At 72.1% G+C, this 16,215-nt stretch carries 14 protein-coding genes; 7 read left to right on the forward strand and 7 right to left on the reverse strand.

The window, feature by feature from the left end; all coding sequences use genetic code 11:
• Window positions 1-30 precede the first annotated feature (30 nt).
• Window positions 31-1,098 carry a hypothetical protein gene (locus KF837_06420; GenBank protein ID MBX3226926.1) on the forward strand — a complete coding sequence of 356 codons (1,068 nt, stop codon included), beginning with the start codon at window positions 31-33 and terminating at the stop codon, window positions 1,096-1,098.
• Here the strand turns inward: KF837_06420 and KF837_06425 are convergent, their stop codons facing one another.
• On the reverse strand, window positions 1,099-2,733 hold the full coding sequence (locus tag KF837_06425; GenBank protein ID MBX3226927.1) for a hypothetical protein: 1,635 nt from the start codon (window positions 2,731-2,733) through the stop codon (window positions 1,099-1,101).
• 130 nt (window positions 2,734-2,863) lie between these two features.
• Between KF837_06425 and coaE the strand changes: the two genes are divergently transcribed.
• Both coaE and KF837_06435 read left to right on the forward strand, forming a co-directional pair.
• Window positions 2,864-3,487: a dephospho-CoA kinase gene (gene coaE, locus KF837_06430; protein ID MBX3226928.1), complete on the forward strand. Its 624-nt coding sequence runs from the start codon at window positions 2,864-2,866 to the stop codon at window positions 3,485-3,487.
• A gap of 15 nt (window positions 3,488-3,502) precedes the next feature.
• Window positions 3,503-4,996, forward strand: a complete 1,494-nt coding sequence (locus tag KF837_06435; protein ID MBX3226929.1) for a sigma 54-interacting transcriptional regulator — start codon at window positions 3,503-3,505, stop codon at window positions 4,994-4,996.
• Here the strand turns inward: KF837_06435 and KF837_06440 are convergent.
• Window positions 4,987-6,396: a PLP-dependent aminotransferase family protein gene (locus KF837_06440; GenBank protein MBX3226930.1), complete on the reverse strand. Its 1,410-nt coding sequence runs from the start codon at window positions 6,394-6,396 to the stop codon at window positions 4,987-4,989. The genes KF837_06435 and KF837_06440 overlap by 10 nt on opposite strands.
• Before the next feature lie 143 nt (window positions 6,397-6,539).
• Here KF837_06440 and KF837_06445 point away from each other — a divergent pair, with 143 nt between their 5' ends.
• Window positions 6,540-7,439 carry an EamA family transporter gene (locus tag KF837_06445; GenBank protein MBX3226931.1) on the forward strand — a complete coding sequence of 300 codons (900 nt, stop codon included), beginning with the start codon at window positions 6,540-6,542 and terminating at the stop codon, window positions 7,437-7,439.
• A 31-nt stretch (window positions 7,440-7,470) separates the two neighbouring features.
• Window positions 7,471-7,941 (forward strand): hypothetical protein, encoded by a 471-nt coding sequence (locus KF837_06450; protein ID MBX3226932.1) that lies wholly within the window; start codon window positions 7,471-7,473, stop codon window positions 7,939-7,941.
• Between the two features lie 4 nt (window positions 7,942-7,945).
• Here KF837_06450 and KF837_06455 read toward each other — a convergent pair whose 3' ends face one another.
• From KF837_06455 to KF837_06470, 4 genes are all read right to left on the reverse strand, one after another.
• A complete protein-coding gene (locus KF837_06455) occupies window positions 7,946-8,479 on the reverse strand; it encodes a hypothetical protein (protein MBX3226933.1) in 534 nt (177 codons plus the stop codon).
• A gap of 67 nt (window positions 8,480-8,546) precedes the next feature.
• A complete protein-coding gene (locus KF837_06460) occupies window positions 8,547-9,404 on the reverse strand; it encodes a class II glutamine amidotransferase (protein MBX3226934.1) in 858 nt (285 codons plus the stop codon).
• Between the two features lie 344 nt (window positions 9,405-9,748).
• Complete coding sequence (locus KF837_06465; GenBank protein MBX3226935.1) at window positions 9,749-10,564, reverse strand: SPOR domain-containing protein; 816 nt, start codon at window positions 10,562-10,564, stop codon at window positions 9,749-9,751.
• Between the two features lie 101 nt (window positions 10,565-10,665).
• Window positions 10,666-12,567, reverse strand: a complete 1,902-nt coding sequence (locus KF837_06470; protein ID MBX3226936.1) for an arginine--tRNA ligase — start codon at window positions 12,565-12,567, stop codon at window positions 10,666-10,668.
• Between the two features lie 76 nt (window positions 12,568-12,643).
• On the opposite strand from KF837_06470, the gene KF837_06475 reads away from it, so the two are divergent.
• Together KF837_06475 and KF837_06480 are read left to right on the forward strand one after the other, a co-directional pair.
• Complete coding sequence (locus tag KF837_06475) at window positions 12,644-13,924, forward strand: hypothetical protein (GenBank protein ID MBX3226937.1); 1,281 nt, start codon at window positions 12,644-12,646, stop codon at window positions 13,922-13,924.
• A gap of 40 nt (window positions 13,925-13,964) precedes the next feature.
• On the forward strand, window positions 13,965-14,801 hold the full coding sequence (locus tag KF837_06480; GenBank protein MBX3226938.1) for an NTP transferase domain-containing protein: 837 nt from the start codon (window positions 13,965-13,967) through the stop codon (window positions 14,799-14,801).
• Here the strand turns inward: KF837_06480 and KF837_06485 are convergent.
• A complete protein-coding gene (locus KF837_06485; protein MBX3226939.1) occupies window positions 14,770-16,188 on the reverse strand; it encodes a TIGR02996 domain-containing protein in 1,419 nt (472 codons plus the stop codon). The genes KF837_06480 and KF837_06485 overlap by 32 nt on opposite strands.
• Window positions 16,189-16,215: the final 27 nt, after the last annotated feature.

Consider the following 16,215-nt stretch of genomic DNA (forward strand, 5'->3'; position numbering starts at 1 on the left):
AGCCACGGCGCCTCGCAGTACAAACCGAGCATGAGGCTCACGAGAGCGTTCGCGCTCGTCTCCGTCGCGCTCTCCGCCGTCGCGTTCGCTTGTGGAGGCTCGGAGAAGAACGCCGCGCCCGCGCCCGCGCCGAGCACGTCGGGGCGCGCGGGCGAGCCGCCCGGCCCCGAGGGCGCGCCCACGACCTCGACCGAGCTCCGGACCTACGCGCTCACGTCCTTCACGCTCGGCGATCTCGATCGCACCGGCAACGTCGAGCCGGAGGCGTGGCGCAAGCTCGGCTACGACGTCGACGGTCTCGTCACGAACGCGGAGACCGACCTCGCACGGACCTGCCAGGGCGCGCAGACCGGACGCGAGAAGCTCCTCGACGGCGACGACGGCATCGACAACTCGTTCGGCCGCAACATCGTCCCGCTCCTCTCGCTCGCCGGCGGCAGCCCGTCGAAGGCGCTCACCGCCGCGGCGGTGGACGGCCGCTTCACGCTCCTCGTGCAGGTGACCGGCTTCGTCGACGATCCCGCGCAGACGAACACCGGCCTCAGCGGCGGCGTGCTCTTCACCACGCCGTTCGGCGGCGTCGACTCCGGCATCCGCCCGAGCTTCACCACCGGCGACGACTTCCCCTACCTCGCGGAGCCGCAGCCGAAGTTCGAGAACGCGTACGTCGTCCGCGGCGAGCTCGTGAACGGCAAGGGCACCGGCGAGTTCCCTCTCCTCCTCTCGCTCGCGGGCTCCACCGTCCGCATCACGGTCCATCACGCGACGATCTCGTTCAAGCACGACCCCGCGAGCCAAGCGATCACCACCGGCACGATCTCGGGCGTGGTCGAGACGAAGGCGCTCGTCGACAGCATGGACGCCCTCGCCTCGCGCTTCCCCACCCCGATCTGCCCCGGCGAGCTCCTCGACAACATCAAGACCGCGATCGCGAACGCGAGCGACATCCTGCGCGACGGCGCGCAAGATCCGGCGCGCCCGTGCGACGGCATCTCGATCGGCCTCGGCTTCGAGGCCAAGCGCGTCGGCAACCCGACCACCGCCGGCCCGCCCTCGCCCGACAGCCAGACGAACCCGTGCGCCGACGCGGGGCCCTGATCAGAGCTGCGGATACGTTGCGGCGCCCGCCACGCCCGGCGTGCAGCCCGGCTTGTTCGCGCGCGCGGTCACGTTCGGGTAGCTCGAGCGCTCTGCGATCCCCGTCCAGCCGGCGTGCGTCTCGAGCGGGGCTTGCCACGAGTCGGCGGCGAGCTCCCTCTGCTGGAAGCTCGTGAACGAGTTCCAGTTCGTGCACCACACGCCGTCGGCCTCGTCGAGCGAACGCGTGAAGCTGCTCTTCGGGTTCGAGAGATCGTAGAGCGAGGACCACTCGCCCTCGTTCATCCCGAGGTGCGCCGCGATCTTCGTCGCGAAGCCCGACTCGTCGCCTTCGCGCGTGACGTACACGACGCGGTCGCAGCCCATGCGCTTGAGCACGAGGACCGGCGCGAGATCGCTCCAGCCGCCCGCGGAGTAACGGCCGTCCGGGAGCTTCACGAAGCGCGAGAGGCCGGGCTCCGCAGGCGACGCGGTGAGGATCTCCTTCCACGTCTTGTCGCCGAGCGACGTGATCTTCGTCGTCTTCAGGTCGTCGGCGTACGCGCTCGCCTTCGACACCGCGGCGTAGTCGGCGGCGGAGCCCCAGTAGCCGAACTTGACGTCGGCGAAGCTCGGCTCGAACGGGATGCTGCCGGTCGCGACCGTGCCCGCGCGATAGACCTTGTCCGCGTCCTCGTACGCCTCGACCGCGGCGCCTTCGAGCACGCTCGTCGCGACGAGCTTGTGCAGGCGCGGCGTCGCGCCGATCGTCTGCGCGAGGCGCACCGACGGCTTGTTCGCGGCCCGGACCTGGGCGCGGTACGTCGCGACGATCGTGCGGAAGTCCTCGCCGCACGACGTGGCGGAGATGTCCTCCCACGACCTGCCCGCCGTCGTCGTCGCGCACGCGTCGAGCCACCTCGACTGCGCGGCGGTGTCGGCGCCGTTCACGCCGGCGTAGAAGTCGCCCACGCGACCGAAGAGATCGGAGAGGCCGTCCCACGAGAGCACGCCGGGACGGAAGAAGAGGCGGTTGTCGTCGACCGAGAACGCGCCGAGCGTCGCGATCGAGGTGTAGATCTCCGTCACCGTGTAGCGGAGGTTCGTGACGTCGGAGAGGCGATTGAACGCGTCCGGGTTCACGAGCGTCCTCACCTCCGGGATCGAGAGGACCGCCTTCAGCTCCGACGCCGCCCGCGCCGTGTCGGTGGAGATCAGCGCGCGGATCCCGCGCTTGTCGAGCTCCGCCTTCAAGCGCCCGACCGTGCCGGCGAGCTGCCCGATCTCGGTCGCCTCCTCCGACGACGCGAGCGCCTCGCCGTAGCCCTGGAGGCTCTTCAGCGCGAGCGCGACGCGCGCGGGATCGCCGCCGATCGCGTCGTTGGCGCGGATGCTGTCGTAGACGAACGTCGAGAGCGATCCCGACGAGCCGCCCGCGATCCCGTCGATGACGCCGTAGTGCTCGACGATGCGCGCGAGCGACGCGAAGTGCGTGACGACGTACTCGCCGTTGCCGCGCACCGCGGCGCAGAGCTTCGGCGCTTCGCTACCGGTCGCGTGCTGCTCGGCACCGTCGGCGTCGTCCTCCGAGCCAGGCGCGCACGCGGCGAGGACGGCGACGACGGCAAGGCTCCCGAGGCGCAACGCGAGGGTCATAGGCCCCCTTGAAGCAGCGGCCGTGCCACACCCACCTACATCGCAAGTGCGCGGAATTTCGATGCCACATGGATCGCGGAGGCACCGAAGCGACACCCGTCTGGAACGCCGGCGCAGGTAGGATGGCGCGGTGCATCTCTTCGGGCTGACGGGCGGGATCGCCTCGGGCAAGAGCGCCGTCGCGGCGCGGCTACGGGAGCGCGGCGTGCCCGTCATCGACGCGGACAAGCTGGCGCGCGACGCGGTCGCGCCCGGCACGGACGGGCTCGCGGCGATCGTGAAGCGCTTCGGCGCCGAGGTCCTCCTCCCCGACGGATCGCTCGATCGCAAGAAGCTCGGTGCGATCGTGTTCGGCGACGAAGAGAAGCGGAAGGCGCTCAACGCGATCGTGCATCCGCAGGTGACGCTCCTCACGTTCGCCGCGTCGAAGGCGTACCGCGACGAAGGGGAGGCGCTCGTCGCGTACGAGGCCGCGCTCATCGTCGAGAACGGCGTCGCGGACGCGTTCCGTCCGCTCGTCGTCGTCGCGGCCCCCGAGGCGGTGCAGCTCGCACGCATCGTGCAACGCGACGGCCTCACGGAAGAAGAGGCGCGCGCCCGCATCGCCGCGCAGATGCCGCTCGCAGAGAAGATCGCGACGGCGGATTACGTAATAGAGAACACGGGCTCCCTCGCCGACCTCGAGCGCCGCACCGACGAGGTGCTCGCGTCTCTCTGCGAGCGCCTCGACGTCGATGCCGACCGGTACGAGTGATAGCCTGAGCGCCGGATGAACAGCAGGTTCCATACCGGCGTATCGTCCAGCTACGGCGACGACGCGAAGGACCAGCACCCCGAGCCGAAGGAGCGCTCCGGCCTCGTCCTCCTCTACGCGCCGAACTTCGAGCAGCTCTCCCCCGCCTACGTCTTCTCGTCGCCCGAGCTCACGATCGGGCGCGACGCCGCGAACCTGATCTGCGTCCCCGAGCAGGCGGTGAGCCGCCAGCACGCGCGCATCTTCTCGCGCCCGGACCGCGCCGGCATCCGCGAGCGCTGGTTCCTCCAGGACCTCCAGAGCCGCAACGGCACGATGGCGGACGGCCAGTACATCACCGAGGTCGAGCTCGAGCCGAACCACGAGATCCGCACCGGCGACGCGATCTTCAAGTTCGTCGAGATGGGCGCGGAGCGCTTCGTCCCTTACCGCATCGACGGCCGCGTCGCCGGCATGCGCCGCGCGCAGCTCTTCACCGAGCTCGTCGGCGGCGCGCGGATGGACGCGATCGCGGCCGACATCGAGAAGATCGCGCCGAAGGAGCTCTCCGCCGTCATCCTCGGCGAGACCGGCACCGGCAAGGAGGTCATCGCGCGCGGCATCCATCGCCTGTCGGGCCGCCGCGGCTCGTTCCAGGCGATCAACTGCGCCGCGATCCCGCACACGTTGCTCGAGAGCGAGCTCTTCGGCTACCGCCGCGGCGCGTTCTCCGGCGCGGACCGCGACAAGCCGGGCCTCATCAAGCTCGCCGATCAAGGCACGCTCTTCCTCGACGAGATCGGCGACATGCCGCTCGAGGCGCAGGCGAAGCTCCTCCGCGTGCTGCAGCTCCGCGAGGTCTTCCCGCTCGGCGCGACGACGCCGGAGCGCGTCGACATCCGCGTGGTGTGCGCGACGCACCGCGACCTCTACGAGTACGCGCGCGAGGGGAAGTTCCGCGGCGACCTGCTCGCGCGCCTCAACGAGCACGTCGTGCGCGTGCCGCCGCTCCGCGAGCGGAAGGAGGACATCTACCTCCTCTCGCGGAGCTTCGCCGCGAAGTACGGCCGCCCGCAGCTCGGCTTCACGTTCTCGTTCATCGTCGCGCTCCTGCACTACGACTGGCCGTTCAACGTCCGCGAGCTCGAGAGCTGCATCAAGCGCGGCGTCGCCCTCACCGACGCGCAGGTCCTCGACACGGTCCACCTCCCCGACGCGATCACCGAGCACATGAAGGGCTACGGCGAGCGCCAGCAAGGCACCACCCACCCGACGATTCACCCGTCGAACCTGCCGCCGCCGATGATGGTGCATCCCACGGGGCCGCCCCCGCCGATGGGGGTCTCGATCCCGCCGCCGCCGTTCGTGCCCGGCGCGCGGCGCGGATCGCCGTCGGAGCAGGAGCTCCGCGAGCTCTTGCATCGTCATCGCGGCAACGTCGCCGCGGTCGGGCGCGAGCTCGGCAAGGAGCGGATGCAGATCCACCGCTGGCTGAAGAAGTACAACATCGACCTCGGCGCCTACCGCTGAACGAGCTCGCCGAGCGTCGCGATCGCGCGCTCGATCCGCGGCGACCACGGGTGGCCGGTGCTGATGCGGAGGCAGTGACCGAAGCGGCGGCGCGCGGAGAAGATGGAGCCCGGCGCGACCGCGATCCCGCGCTGGAGCGCGCGCTCGAACAGCGCGTTCGCGTCGAAGCCGGTCGCGAGCTCGACCCACAGCACGAAGCCGCCTTGCGGTCGCGACACGCGCGTGCCGGCGGGGAACGCCTCCGCGATCGCGGCGCGGTAGCGCTCCGACTGCGCCGCGACGACGCGACGGAGCCGGCGGAGATGGCGCTCGTAACCGCCTTCGCCGAGGTACTCGGCGATCGCCATCTGCGTCGGCGACGGCGACGCGACGACGTGGGCGAACTTCCGCCGCTCGATCGCCTCCTGGAAGCGCCCCGGCGCGATCCATCCGACGCGGTAGCCGGGCGCGAGCGTCTTCGAGAAGGAGCCGCACAAGAGCACGTTGCCGCGATTGTCGAAGGCCTTCGCCGGGCGCGGGCGCGATCCGTCGAAGGCGAGATCGCCGTAGACGTCGTCCTCGACGAGGGGGACGTCGCGGCGCGCGAGCATCTTCACGAGGCGCTCCTTGCTCTCCGCCGGCATCCGCGAGCCGAGCGGGTTCTGGAAGCTCGGCGTCGCCAGCACCGCGCGGACGGGGCCGGCGCGGATCGCGTCCTCGAGCGCGTCGAGGTCGAGCCCGGTCTCGGGATCGGTCGGGATCTCGATCGCGCGGAGCCCGTGGTACTCGGCGAGGCGCAGCAGGCCGAAGTACGCCGGCGACTCGACCGCGATCACGTCGCCGGGCTTCGTGACCGCGCCGAGCGCGAGCGAGAGCGCCTCCGTCGCGCCGAGCGTCGTCACGAAGTCGTCCTCGCCGAGCTGACCGCCCCAGCTCACCGCGCGCCGCGCGAGCTGGCGGCGGAGCTGCTTCTGACCGCGCACGTCCTCGTAGGCGCCGCCGGGTCCGCCGCCCTCGCGCGCGACCGCGGCGAGCAGCGCGTTGAGCCTCTTCAGCGGGAGCAGCTCCGGCGCGACGAACGCGGTCCCGAGCGGGACGAGCCCGCGATCGCGGCTCATCGCGCGGATGAGGTCGTCGGCGTCGGGCGGCGTCGACACCTTCGCCGGCGACGGCGCGCGCCGCGGGGGCGCCGGCACGGGGCAGTCGGGCACGTTGCGCGCCCGCACGAAGTGCCCCGACTTCGGCCGCGACTCGGTGATGCCTTGCCCCTCGAGCATCGAGTACGCCGACAGCACCGTCGCGATCGAGATCCCGCGCTCCTCGCTGAGGCGCCGCACGCTCGGCAGGCGGTCGCCGGGGCGGAGCACGCCGCGCGCGACCTGGCTCATGAGCTCGTCGGCGATGCGCTCGTAGAGGAGCATGGCTCGAAGTGTACTGGTCGCTGTTGGCAACGACCAGCACAGATGCGACCGCGCGCGAGGAGGACAGATCCTATCTGTACCCGTCATGCAACGCGCTCGGTACATCTGTGCTGGTCGGCCGGCGCGCGTCACGCTGGTGGCCCATGAACGCCGCGGTCTCCCTCCCGACCCTTCGACCGCGGCTCGATCCGCGCCTCCTCGCGGCGCTCGCCGTCGTCTACGCGATCTGGGGCTCGACCTACCTCGTGATGCGCGTCGCGGTCGCGTCGCTCCCGCCGTGGGGGATGGCGGGGACGCGCTTCGTCTCCGCCGGGCTCCTCGCGCTCGGCGTCGCGCGGCTCCGCGGCGAGGTGCTCCCGTCGCGCCGCGACTGGCTCCTCGCCCTCCCGACGGGAGCGCTCCTCTTCGTCGTCGGCAACGGGCTCGTCGCGGTCGCGGAGCAGTCGATCGCCTCGAGCGTCGCGGCGGTCGTCGCGGCGACGACGCCGCTCTTCGCCTCCGCGTTCCGCGCCGCGCGCGGCGAGCGCCCTTCCCGCGCGGAGATCGCCGGCATGGCGCTCGGGCTCGCCGGCGTCGTCGTCCTCGCCGGCGGCTCGACGCTCTGGTCGGCGGGTCCGCGCGGGCTCGTGCTCCTCTTCGCGCCGGTCGGCTTCGCGCTCGGCTCGCTCCTCGTCCGCGCGCGCGGCCCGCAGGCCGGCGGCCTCGCCGTCGCCGCTCCGCAGATGATCTGCGGCGGCGCGATCATGCTCGCGATCAGCGCCGCGAGCGGGGAGCACATGCCGCCGACGCTCGACGCCTCCGCCGCGCTCGCGTGGCTCTACCTCGTCGTCCTCGGCTCGCTCGTCGGGTTCACCGCGTACGCGTGGCTCCTCCGCAACGCGCCGCCCGCGCTCTCGATGAGCCACGCGTACGTGAACCCGCTCGTCGCGGTGCTCCTCGGCTCCGCGCTCGGCGGAGAGCAGCTCGGCGCCTCCGCCCTCGGCGCGGCCGGCCTCATCGCCGCCGGCGTCATGATCGCGGTCGCGGCGCGCGCGAAGAGGTGACGCCGCGCGCGGTCGCCGCTAGCGTGGCCGCGTGCTCGCTCGCTTCGTCTGCACCTCCAGCGCGGTGCTCCTCGTCGTGGCCTGCTCGATCGGGCCCACGATCGAGCCGCATCCGGACGACGTCGAGCAGACCACCGGCGCGTGCGAAGAGGCGACGACGTTCTCGCTCGCGGACCTGAAGGACGACATGCCGAGCCCGCCGGCGCGCGTCGCGATCGAGGGCACGCCGCGCGCGATGCTCGCGTGCAACCAGCTCGCGTGCAGCTTCGAGTGCTGCGAAAACCGGTGCTTCGGGCACTACGAGCTCCGGAACGAGAGCGGCGACGAGGTCGTTCGCTTGAGCGGCGACGGCATCGAGTGCGGCGGCGACGACTGCAGCCCCTACTGCCGCCCGTTCAGCCGGCGGCCGGTCGGCCGCTATCGCGTCGTCGGCCGCCTCGCGCGCACCTCCGCGACGACGGGCTGGACCCTCACCGTCACGAGCTGGTGCCGGATCGGCTGAGGGATCAGCTCCCGTTCTCGTCCGTCTGCCCCGCGATCTTGAGGCGGCCGTCTTCGCGGCGGAGCAAGAGGACGAGGAAGTCGCCGAAGAGCTGCTCGGAGCCGAGCCGCGGCGTCGCGATCGGTACGCGGATGTAGAGGTCGCCGGCGCGCATCTCGTTCGGTCGCGTGATCGCGCCGCCGCCGAGCGTCTCGTACGTGTGCCGCTCGATCTCGGAGAGGCGCGCCACCTCCGTCCCCGCGAGCCGCTGGTACTCGTAGCTCTTCATCCGCGTGCGCCACATCTCGACGAGCTGCTGCTTCGTCGCGCCGGGGCGGCCGAGCGGGACCGCGTCCGCGGTGAGGAGCTGCACGAGCGACTGCTCGTCCTCGCGCTCGAAGGCGCGGATGTACGCGCGGACGACGTCCTCGACGTCCTTGTCCGCGAGCGGCTCGCGCAGCGCGACGACGCCCTTCGCGGGCGCGTGGTCCGCCGCGCTCGGCAGCGCGGGCGGCGGCTCGACCGCGACGCCGTCGGGACGGCGCGGAGCTTTCGGCATCTCCGTCGCCGTGTCCCACGAGCTGCCCCCGCACCCCGCGACGAACGCGAGGACGGCGACGGCGACGCTAGAGGTTCTCGACGTGCGGGTCCTGACCACGTTCGACGGTCACGATCGCACGTTCGCCGACGCTCTTCCACCGAGACTGTGCGGTGGGGCTCGAGGCGGCGATCGAGAACTCGTCGTCGAAGTCCGCCGCGAGGAGCGTGAAGTGCATCTGCGCGAGCTCGGGGGTCTTGCGGCGCAGCCCGAGGTCGTCGCCGATGAGCGCCTCCGCCTCCGCCTTCCCCGCGAAGACGCGGTACGCCATCTCGGCGCCGCGATGGAGCGCGAAGAGCGACTCGCCGTCGGAGCAGAGGAGGTTCACCTGCCCGGGCTCACCGCCGACCTCGGCCGCGAGCCCGTCCACCACCGCGACGCACGAACGCAGCGCGTCACGCACGTGCGCGGCGGGCGTCACCGCGTCGGTGAGGCGGCCCGCGTCGTGCAGGAAGGAGAGGAACACGTAGAAGAGGATCTCCGCGTCGGTCTCGCCGCGGATGGAAGAGCGGAGGAACTGCGGGACGCTCGCGGAGAGGCGCTCACGGATGGCCTCGAACGACGGGAGCGTCCCCGTCTGCGCGAAGAGCCACTGCCGGTACCGGAACGGATGCGTGTTCTCGGTGCGGAGCGAGCCGATGGTCGCGTTCCGCGCGTGGGCGACGAGGAGGTCGGCGCGCACGTCCCCCGCCGCCTTCGCCATGTCGATGCGGGCGCGGTCGTCGATCGGGCGGCGGCGCATGAGCACCTCGCCGCCCTGGTAGAAGCCGACGCCCCAGCCGATCTGCTCCCCGCGGGACTCCACGGCGAGCGCGTCCGACTCGCTCGCGAGCACACGCCCGGCGAGGTCAGCGCGATTACCGATCAACCCGAACAGACGTGCCATGCGTTCTCCCTAATCACTCCGACGAGCATTGTCGTGTCTCGATGCACCTTCGACAATGCGTCGACTCTTCGCACGCGCGCTCTTCTCGAACGTCGTCGCAAGAGCACGCGCCGCGAACGGCGCCACCGCCGCCATCCCCAACGCGTAAGCCCAGAGCGGCATCTTCACCCACTAGCCTGCCACATCGAACGCGTATGCGCATCTTCAACGCAGGGGGCTTCGCCCCCTGCACCCCGCTCGCACGATGCAGAAAACGCGAAGACGCGTTTTCTGCCGCGTGCTCGCTTTGGTTGGGGGCTCGTGGGCTCTTGTGGCTCTCGCGCTTTCGTGAGGGCTGAGCTGGATCAGTGGTCGGTTGCGGTTTTGCCGGTGGGGTGGACGATGAAGGGGACGACGTGCTCGCGGCCTTCGAAGCCGACGCGGTAGCTCGCGGCGGCGTGTTGGCTCGGGAAGGGGCCGATGCGCACGCGGTACCACGTTCCACGGTTGGGCACGTGGGCCTCGAGGACGTACGCCTTGTGGCCGCGCGCGCGAAGCTGAGCCGCAAACGAGTCCGCCTCGCTCTGCGTGCGGAACGAGCTCACCTGGAGCTGGTATCCGCCCTCCTTGCCCGGCGGCGCGGACGGCTGAGCCGCCGACGCGATCTGCGCCGCGTCGTTCGCGGCCTTCGTCATCGAGTCGCGCGGACGCGTCACGACCGGCGACGCCTCGAGCACGTTCTGCGCCGGAAGCGGCACCACGGAGAGGCGATCGGTCGGCGGCGGCGGCGCTGCCTCCACCCCCGGCTCCGGGATCGGCGGCGATACGGCGGAGGCCGCTCCCCTCGACCCACCCTTCACCGCCGCGAGCGCCGTCGTCGGTGAGCTCTCGTCGCTGAGGATGCCGGGGAACGTCACGTCGTGCGACGAGAGATCGGTCGCCTTCGCCGACGTGGTCGTCGTGGTGCCGACCTTCTGCTGCTGCGTGACGAGGTCGCCGAGCGGATCCACCTTCTGCGCCGACGAACCGCCGCGCTTGCCGCCCAGCGCGAGCGCCGCGAAGACGATGCAGCCGGCGCCGAGCGCGACGAGCAAGATCGTGACCCCACGCGGGGTGGAGGGAGCGCCGTCGCTCTCCTGGATCTGCTCGAGGTTCCTCACGGTGCCCTGCTGCTCCTTCATTCTTGGCTCCTTGGGGCTCTGCCCCAAACCCCGCCCCAACCCATCGACCGGCGCCGCGGGCGCCGCTCTTCGGGCATTGGGGCCCCGGGGTTTACTGCAACCTATGCGGTCGCCTCATCGTCTTGGTTCGTGGTGGTGGGGAGGTCCATGCGGTCGGGGGCGGAGACGCCGATCGCGCCGAGGGCGTTGGCGTAGACGGCGCGGATGGCGCGGATCCAGCCGAGGCGGGCGTTCGTCTTCTCCATGTCCCAGGTCTTCTGCCAGTCGGGCTCCGCGCGCGTGGAGTCCTTCGGGAGCACCGGGTCGGTCTTCATGCGCGTGAAGTAGCTCTGGAAGTCGCGCGCGAGCTCCTGCACGTAGAACACCACGCGGTGCGGCTCGCGCAGCGCGGCGGCCTCGGCGAGGACCTCGGGCCAGCGCGCGAGGTGCATCGCGATCGCGAGCTCGTCGGGGTGATCGAGCTTCGCCCACGCGGCCACGTCCGAGGGCGCGCCGGTGAAGCCGCCGATCGCCTCGGCCTTCTTGAGGATCGAGGAGAGCCGCGCGTGGCCGTACTGGACGTAGAAGACCGGGTTGTCGAGCGACTTGCTCTTCGCGATCTCGAGGTCGAAGTCGACGGTGGTGTTCGCGCTGCGCGAGAGGAAGAAGAAGCGGAGCGCGTCGCGGCCCGCGCCCTCGCGCGCCGCCGCCTCGTCGATCTCGTCCATCACCTCGTCTGCGGTAATGACGTTACCAGCGCGTTTGCTCGATTTAACCGTTTCGCCGTTACGGAGGATGTTGACGAGCTGGTAGATGAGGATCTCGAACTTCGACTGCGGGAGCCCGAGCGCGTCGAGCACGTTCCGCATCCGCGGGATGTACCCGTGATGGTCGGCGCCGAGCACGTCGATCACGCGGTCGTACCCGCGCGAGAGCTTGTCCGAGTGGTAGGCGATGTCGCTCGCGAAGTAGGTCCAGTTCCCGTCGCTCTTCTTGACGACGCGATCTTTGTCTCTTTTTTGGTCAGGGGCTTCGCCCCCGACACCCCCGCCCGCGGACACGGCCCCCGAAGACGGGGGTTGCTTCGCAACCGCTGTGGCGGCCGCGTTCGCGGGCTCTCTCGCGGCTTCGGTCTGAGCTTCCTTCGTCACGAAGAAGGTCGCGCCGTCCTTTTCGACGAGGTAGCCGTCCTTGCGCAGGCGCTCGATCGCGACGTCGACGGCGCCCCAGCGGTGGAGCGACTCCTCGCTGAACCAGACGTCGAAGTCGATCCCGAGATCGTGGAGCGTGCGCCGGATCCCGGGCAGCATCTTCGAGCCGGGGATGCCGTGGATCATCGTCGTGATGCACGTGCGCGCGAGCTCGACGTCGTCGGCCGCGAACGGATCGACGGCGCGCGTCTCGAGGTAGCGCGCGATCTCGTCGATGTACGCGCCCTGGTAGTGGCCCTCGCCGCGCTCCTTCTTCTCGTGCGCGAGGCGGACGCTCTCGGCGAACGCCTTGATCTGGTTACCGAAGTCGTTCAGGTAGTACTCGCGCGTGACCGCGTTGCCGGTGAGCTCGAGGAGCTCCGCCACCGCGTCGCCGTAGATGCCGTTGCGCGCGGCCGCGACCGTGATCGGGCCGGTCGGGTTCGCGCTCACGAACTCGACGTCGATGCGCTCCTTGCTCTTCGCGGGGGCGCGCCCGTAGGCGGAGCCCTGCGCGAGGATGGTCGCGAGCTCCTCGTGCACGGCGTGCGGGTGCACGCGCAGGTTCACGAAGCCGGGGCCCGCGATCTCGACGCTCTTCACGACGGGGTCGACCGCGAGCGCCTTCGCGAGCCCCTCCGCGATCGCGCGCGGCGGCATGCCGACCTTCTTCGTCAGCACCATCGCCACGTTGGTGGCGTAGTCACCGTGCTCGGCGCGCTTCGGACGCTCGACCGTCCACGAGCCGCCCGCCGCTGCGGCGAGCTGCTCGCTCGAGAGGAAGCGCCCGAGGGCGCTCTCGATCGAAGTCCTGACGCGGTCCACGAGGCTCATACGCTCTATCTCCCGGCTATCTCGCACGTGCGAAGGCGGCCAACTTTACCGCGACTTACGGTAAGTAGTGCTCGGCATGCGCGGAACCCCACGGCTCGGCTTTCTCGTCGTCGCGCTCGCGTTCGGCGCGTGCGGCGAGGACGACGGCACCGTCTCGATCGTCACCGGCGAAGAGACCGACGTCTTCACGCGCGACCCCGCGCCGGTGACGCTCCTCACCGAGACCGTCGCGATCGACGGCTCGAAGAAGGAGCACTCGCGCACGCCCCTCCCGACCGCGACCGTCGACCTCGGCGACCTGAAGCGATCCGACATCGGCGGGATCGCGATCACGGGCCTCGGCGCCGACGGCAAGGCGCTCGTGAAGGGCGAGTCGCTCCTCGTCCAGTGGGGCGCGCTCGAGGCGCAGTCGCTCCAGGTCTTCGCGCAGCGCACCGGCGAGCTCGCGCGCGTCCCGAACGGCCCGCCCGCGGCCGCGGTCGCGATGCCGGTCATGGTCGAGGGTCGCTTCATCCTCGCGACGAACGGGACGAGCACCTTCCTCTACGATCTGCTCCAGCTCCGCACGCTGAGCGGGAGGCCCACGCTCCCGCGCCCCGCGAAGTCGCTCGCGTCGTTCGCGTCGAGCGCGCTCCTCATCGACGAAGAAGGCGCGTCGAGCTTCGACCTCACGAGCGGCTACACGCAGGCGATCCCGGCCCCCGCGAACGGGAGCTTCGCCGAGGTCGCCGGCGGCGCGCGGGTCGGCGTGCCGGGCGGCGCGCAGATCGTCGTCGGCGCGACGCGCATCGGCGACGGCGGCCCCTCCGCGCGCGTGCTCCTCGTCGACGCCGCCGGCGTGCTCACCTTCGCGAGCCTCGTCGCGCCGCGCGAGGGCGCGTGCGCCGTGTACGTCGAGGGCCGCGGCCTCGTCGTGTACGGCGGCGATGCGGCCGCGAGCGGCGCCGAGGTCCTCGCCCCCGGCGCCACGCTCGCGACGCCGCTCCCCTTCCCGCCCGATCCGATCGAGCGCTGCGCCGCGACCGCGCTCGACGGGACGCACGTCCTCGTCGCCGGCGGCGACGGCGGCCCCGCGCGCGTGCTCGATCTCACGTGCACGACCGCGTGCGCGCCGGTGGCGTGGTCCGGCGCGATCCCGCTCGTCCGCGCCGACGCGGCGGACCTCGCCCCCGACGCCGCGCTCGTCGTCGGCGACGACGCCGCGGGCGCGACGCACGTGTACCGCGCGTCCCCCGGCGAGCTCCGCGAGGTCCCGCTCAAGAACCCGCGCCGCGGCGCGCGCCTCGTCCGCGCCCCCGCGAACGGCCTCGCGATCGTCGGCGGCGACGCCCCCGGCATCGAGATGTACCGCGAATGACGCGCGCCTCCCTCGCCGTCCCGGAGGGCGCGTGCGCGCGATGATCCTCTGCGCGGGGCTCGGCACGCGGCTTCGTCCGCTGACCGAGTGGCTCGCGAAGCCGATGGTGCCGATCGGGGATCGACCCGCGGTCGCGCACGTCACGGCGCGCATCCGCGCCGCCGGGGTCGCGCGCGTCGTCGTGAACGTCCACCATCGCCCCGAAGACCTCCGCGCCTGGGCCGCGCGCGAAGACGTCGCGGTGTCGGAAGAGCCGGAGCTCCTCGGCACCGCCGGCGGCATCGCGCAGGCGCGCGACCTCCTCGGCGACGGCGACGTCCTCGTGTGGAACGGCGACATCCTCGCGACGCCGGACCTCGCCGCGCTCTTCGCCGCGCACCGCCACGCCGCGACCCTCGCGGTCGTGCCGCGCCCCGCGCGCGAAGGCAACGTCGGCCTCGACGACGAAGGCCGCGTCGTCCGCCTCCGCGGCGAGTCGTTCGGCGCGGAGAGCTCCGGCGCCGACTTCACCGGTATCCACGTCGTCAGCGGATCCCTGCGCGCGCTCCTCCCGCCGCGCGGCTGCGTCGTCGGCGACGTGTACCTCCCTGCCCTTCGCCGCGGCGAGCGCCTCGACGCGTTCACCACCCACGGCCCCTTCACCGACGTCGGCTCGCTCGCCGCGTACGCCGCCGCGAACCGCGCGTGGCTCGGCGCGCGCCGCTCGTGGGCCGCGCCCGACGCCGAGATCGCGGCCGCGATCGACGGCTCGATCGTCGGCGCCGGCGCGGTCGTGCGCGCCGACGCGATCGACGCGATCGTCTGGCCCGGCGCCGTCGTCGCGGCGCCCGTGAGCCGCGCGATCGTCACCCCTCGGGGGACGGTGCCGCTTCCATGATCTCGTAGCGGCCGCCCTTCGCGCGGAGCTCGATCGACGGCGGCTTCGGCATGCGCGACCAGACCGGCACGAGGGCGACCTCCGGCGCCGTCGCGCTCAGCTTCGCCGCCGCGCGCACGAGCTCGTCGATCGACGCGGCTGGCTCGTATGGCTGACTCGGATGCAAAAACCAGCGATCGAACACGACGCGACGTACGCGCGCGCCGGCGAGGACGCGCGCGACCAGCTCGACGCTCGGGCCTCGCGGCGACATCACGACGAGCGTCTCGAGCGCGGGGAACACCTGCGCGACGTCGGACCACGACTCGACCGCGGTGTCGACCTCGAGCCGCCGGACCCTCGCGAAGACACGACCGCGCTCGGCGAGGCGCTTCACGCCGCGCGCAGGGAGCTCCACCTCGCGGAGCGCGTTCAGCGGCGCGTGCAAGAGGAGCGTCGGCACGCCGTCGAGCACGTCCTCGCGCCACGATCCGAGGAGGCGCTCGACCACGCCCCACGAGGGCTCCTCGAGGACGAGCGCGAGCTTCTTCCCCACCGAGAGGATGATGTCCGCGTCGGCGAGGAAACCTCGCTCGAAGGTGCTCTGCGCGTAGCCCTTCCCCCACGAGACGACGGGCGCGAGCGGACCGAGCCACTCCTTCCCGTGCTTCTTCAGGAGCTCCTTCTCGCGGAGTGCCCCCTCCGGCCCGAGCGTCCCGTCGCGCCGCGCGAACTGGAGCATGATGAGCTCGCCGCGCGGATCGCCCCGCTCCAGCAGCGCGTCGGCGAGGACGAGCCGCGGCGCGTCCTCCGCCGGGTTCGCGTAGACGTCGGCGTAGAGGTCCGCGAGCGCGCGCGCCTCCTTCGCGGCGCCGCCGAGGCCCTTCGCGATCGCGGCCTCGATCCGAGCCTCCTCCTCCGTCGCCGCGCGCGGCGGCTCCGCCGCGATCGCCTGCGCGACCTCGCGGAGCCGCTTCGTGAGCGCGACGCGCGCCGGCTTCGGCGTCACGCGCAGCTCCCACACCCGCGCGATCGCGTCGGCGCGATCGACGAGGCGCGGATCGCGCAGCCGCGACGCGGCCTCGACGAGCGCCTCGAGGAGCGGACGCGACGACGGGCCCGTGAACGGCGGCGACTCGAGCGCGCGAAGGATCCAGCTCGCGAGGAGCGGCTCGTCCGCGTCCGCCAGCGCCGCGAAGCGCTCGAGCGTCACCGCGACGCGCGGCGCGGCGAGCGCGTCGAGGCGCGCACGGAACGGCGCCGGCGAGCGCGCGTGCGCGAGCTCGGCGAGGCGCGCGAGGACCGGCGCACGCCGCTCCCGCCACGCGGCGGCGAGCGCGGCGTGCAGGTCGTCGTCGCGGCCCTCCTCGAGCGCGCGCCTCGCTCGCTCCATCGCGTCGGACGTCACGCCGCGAGCGTACTACGCGGCGGCGAC

This window comes from Labilithrix sp. (assembly GCA_019637155.1).
Classification (GTDB): Bacteria; Myxococcota_A; Polyangia; order Polyangiales; family Polyangiaceae; genus Labilithrix.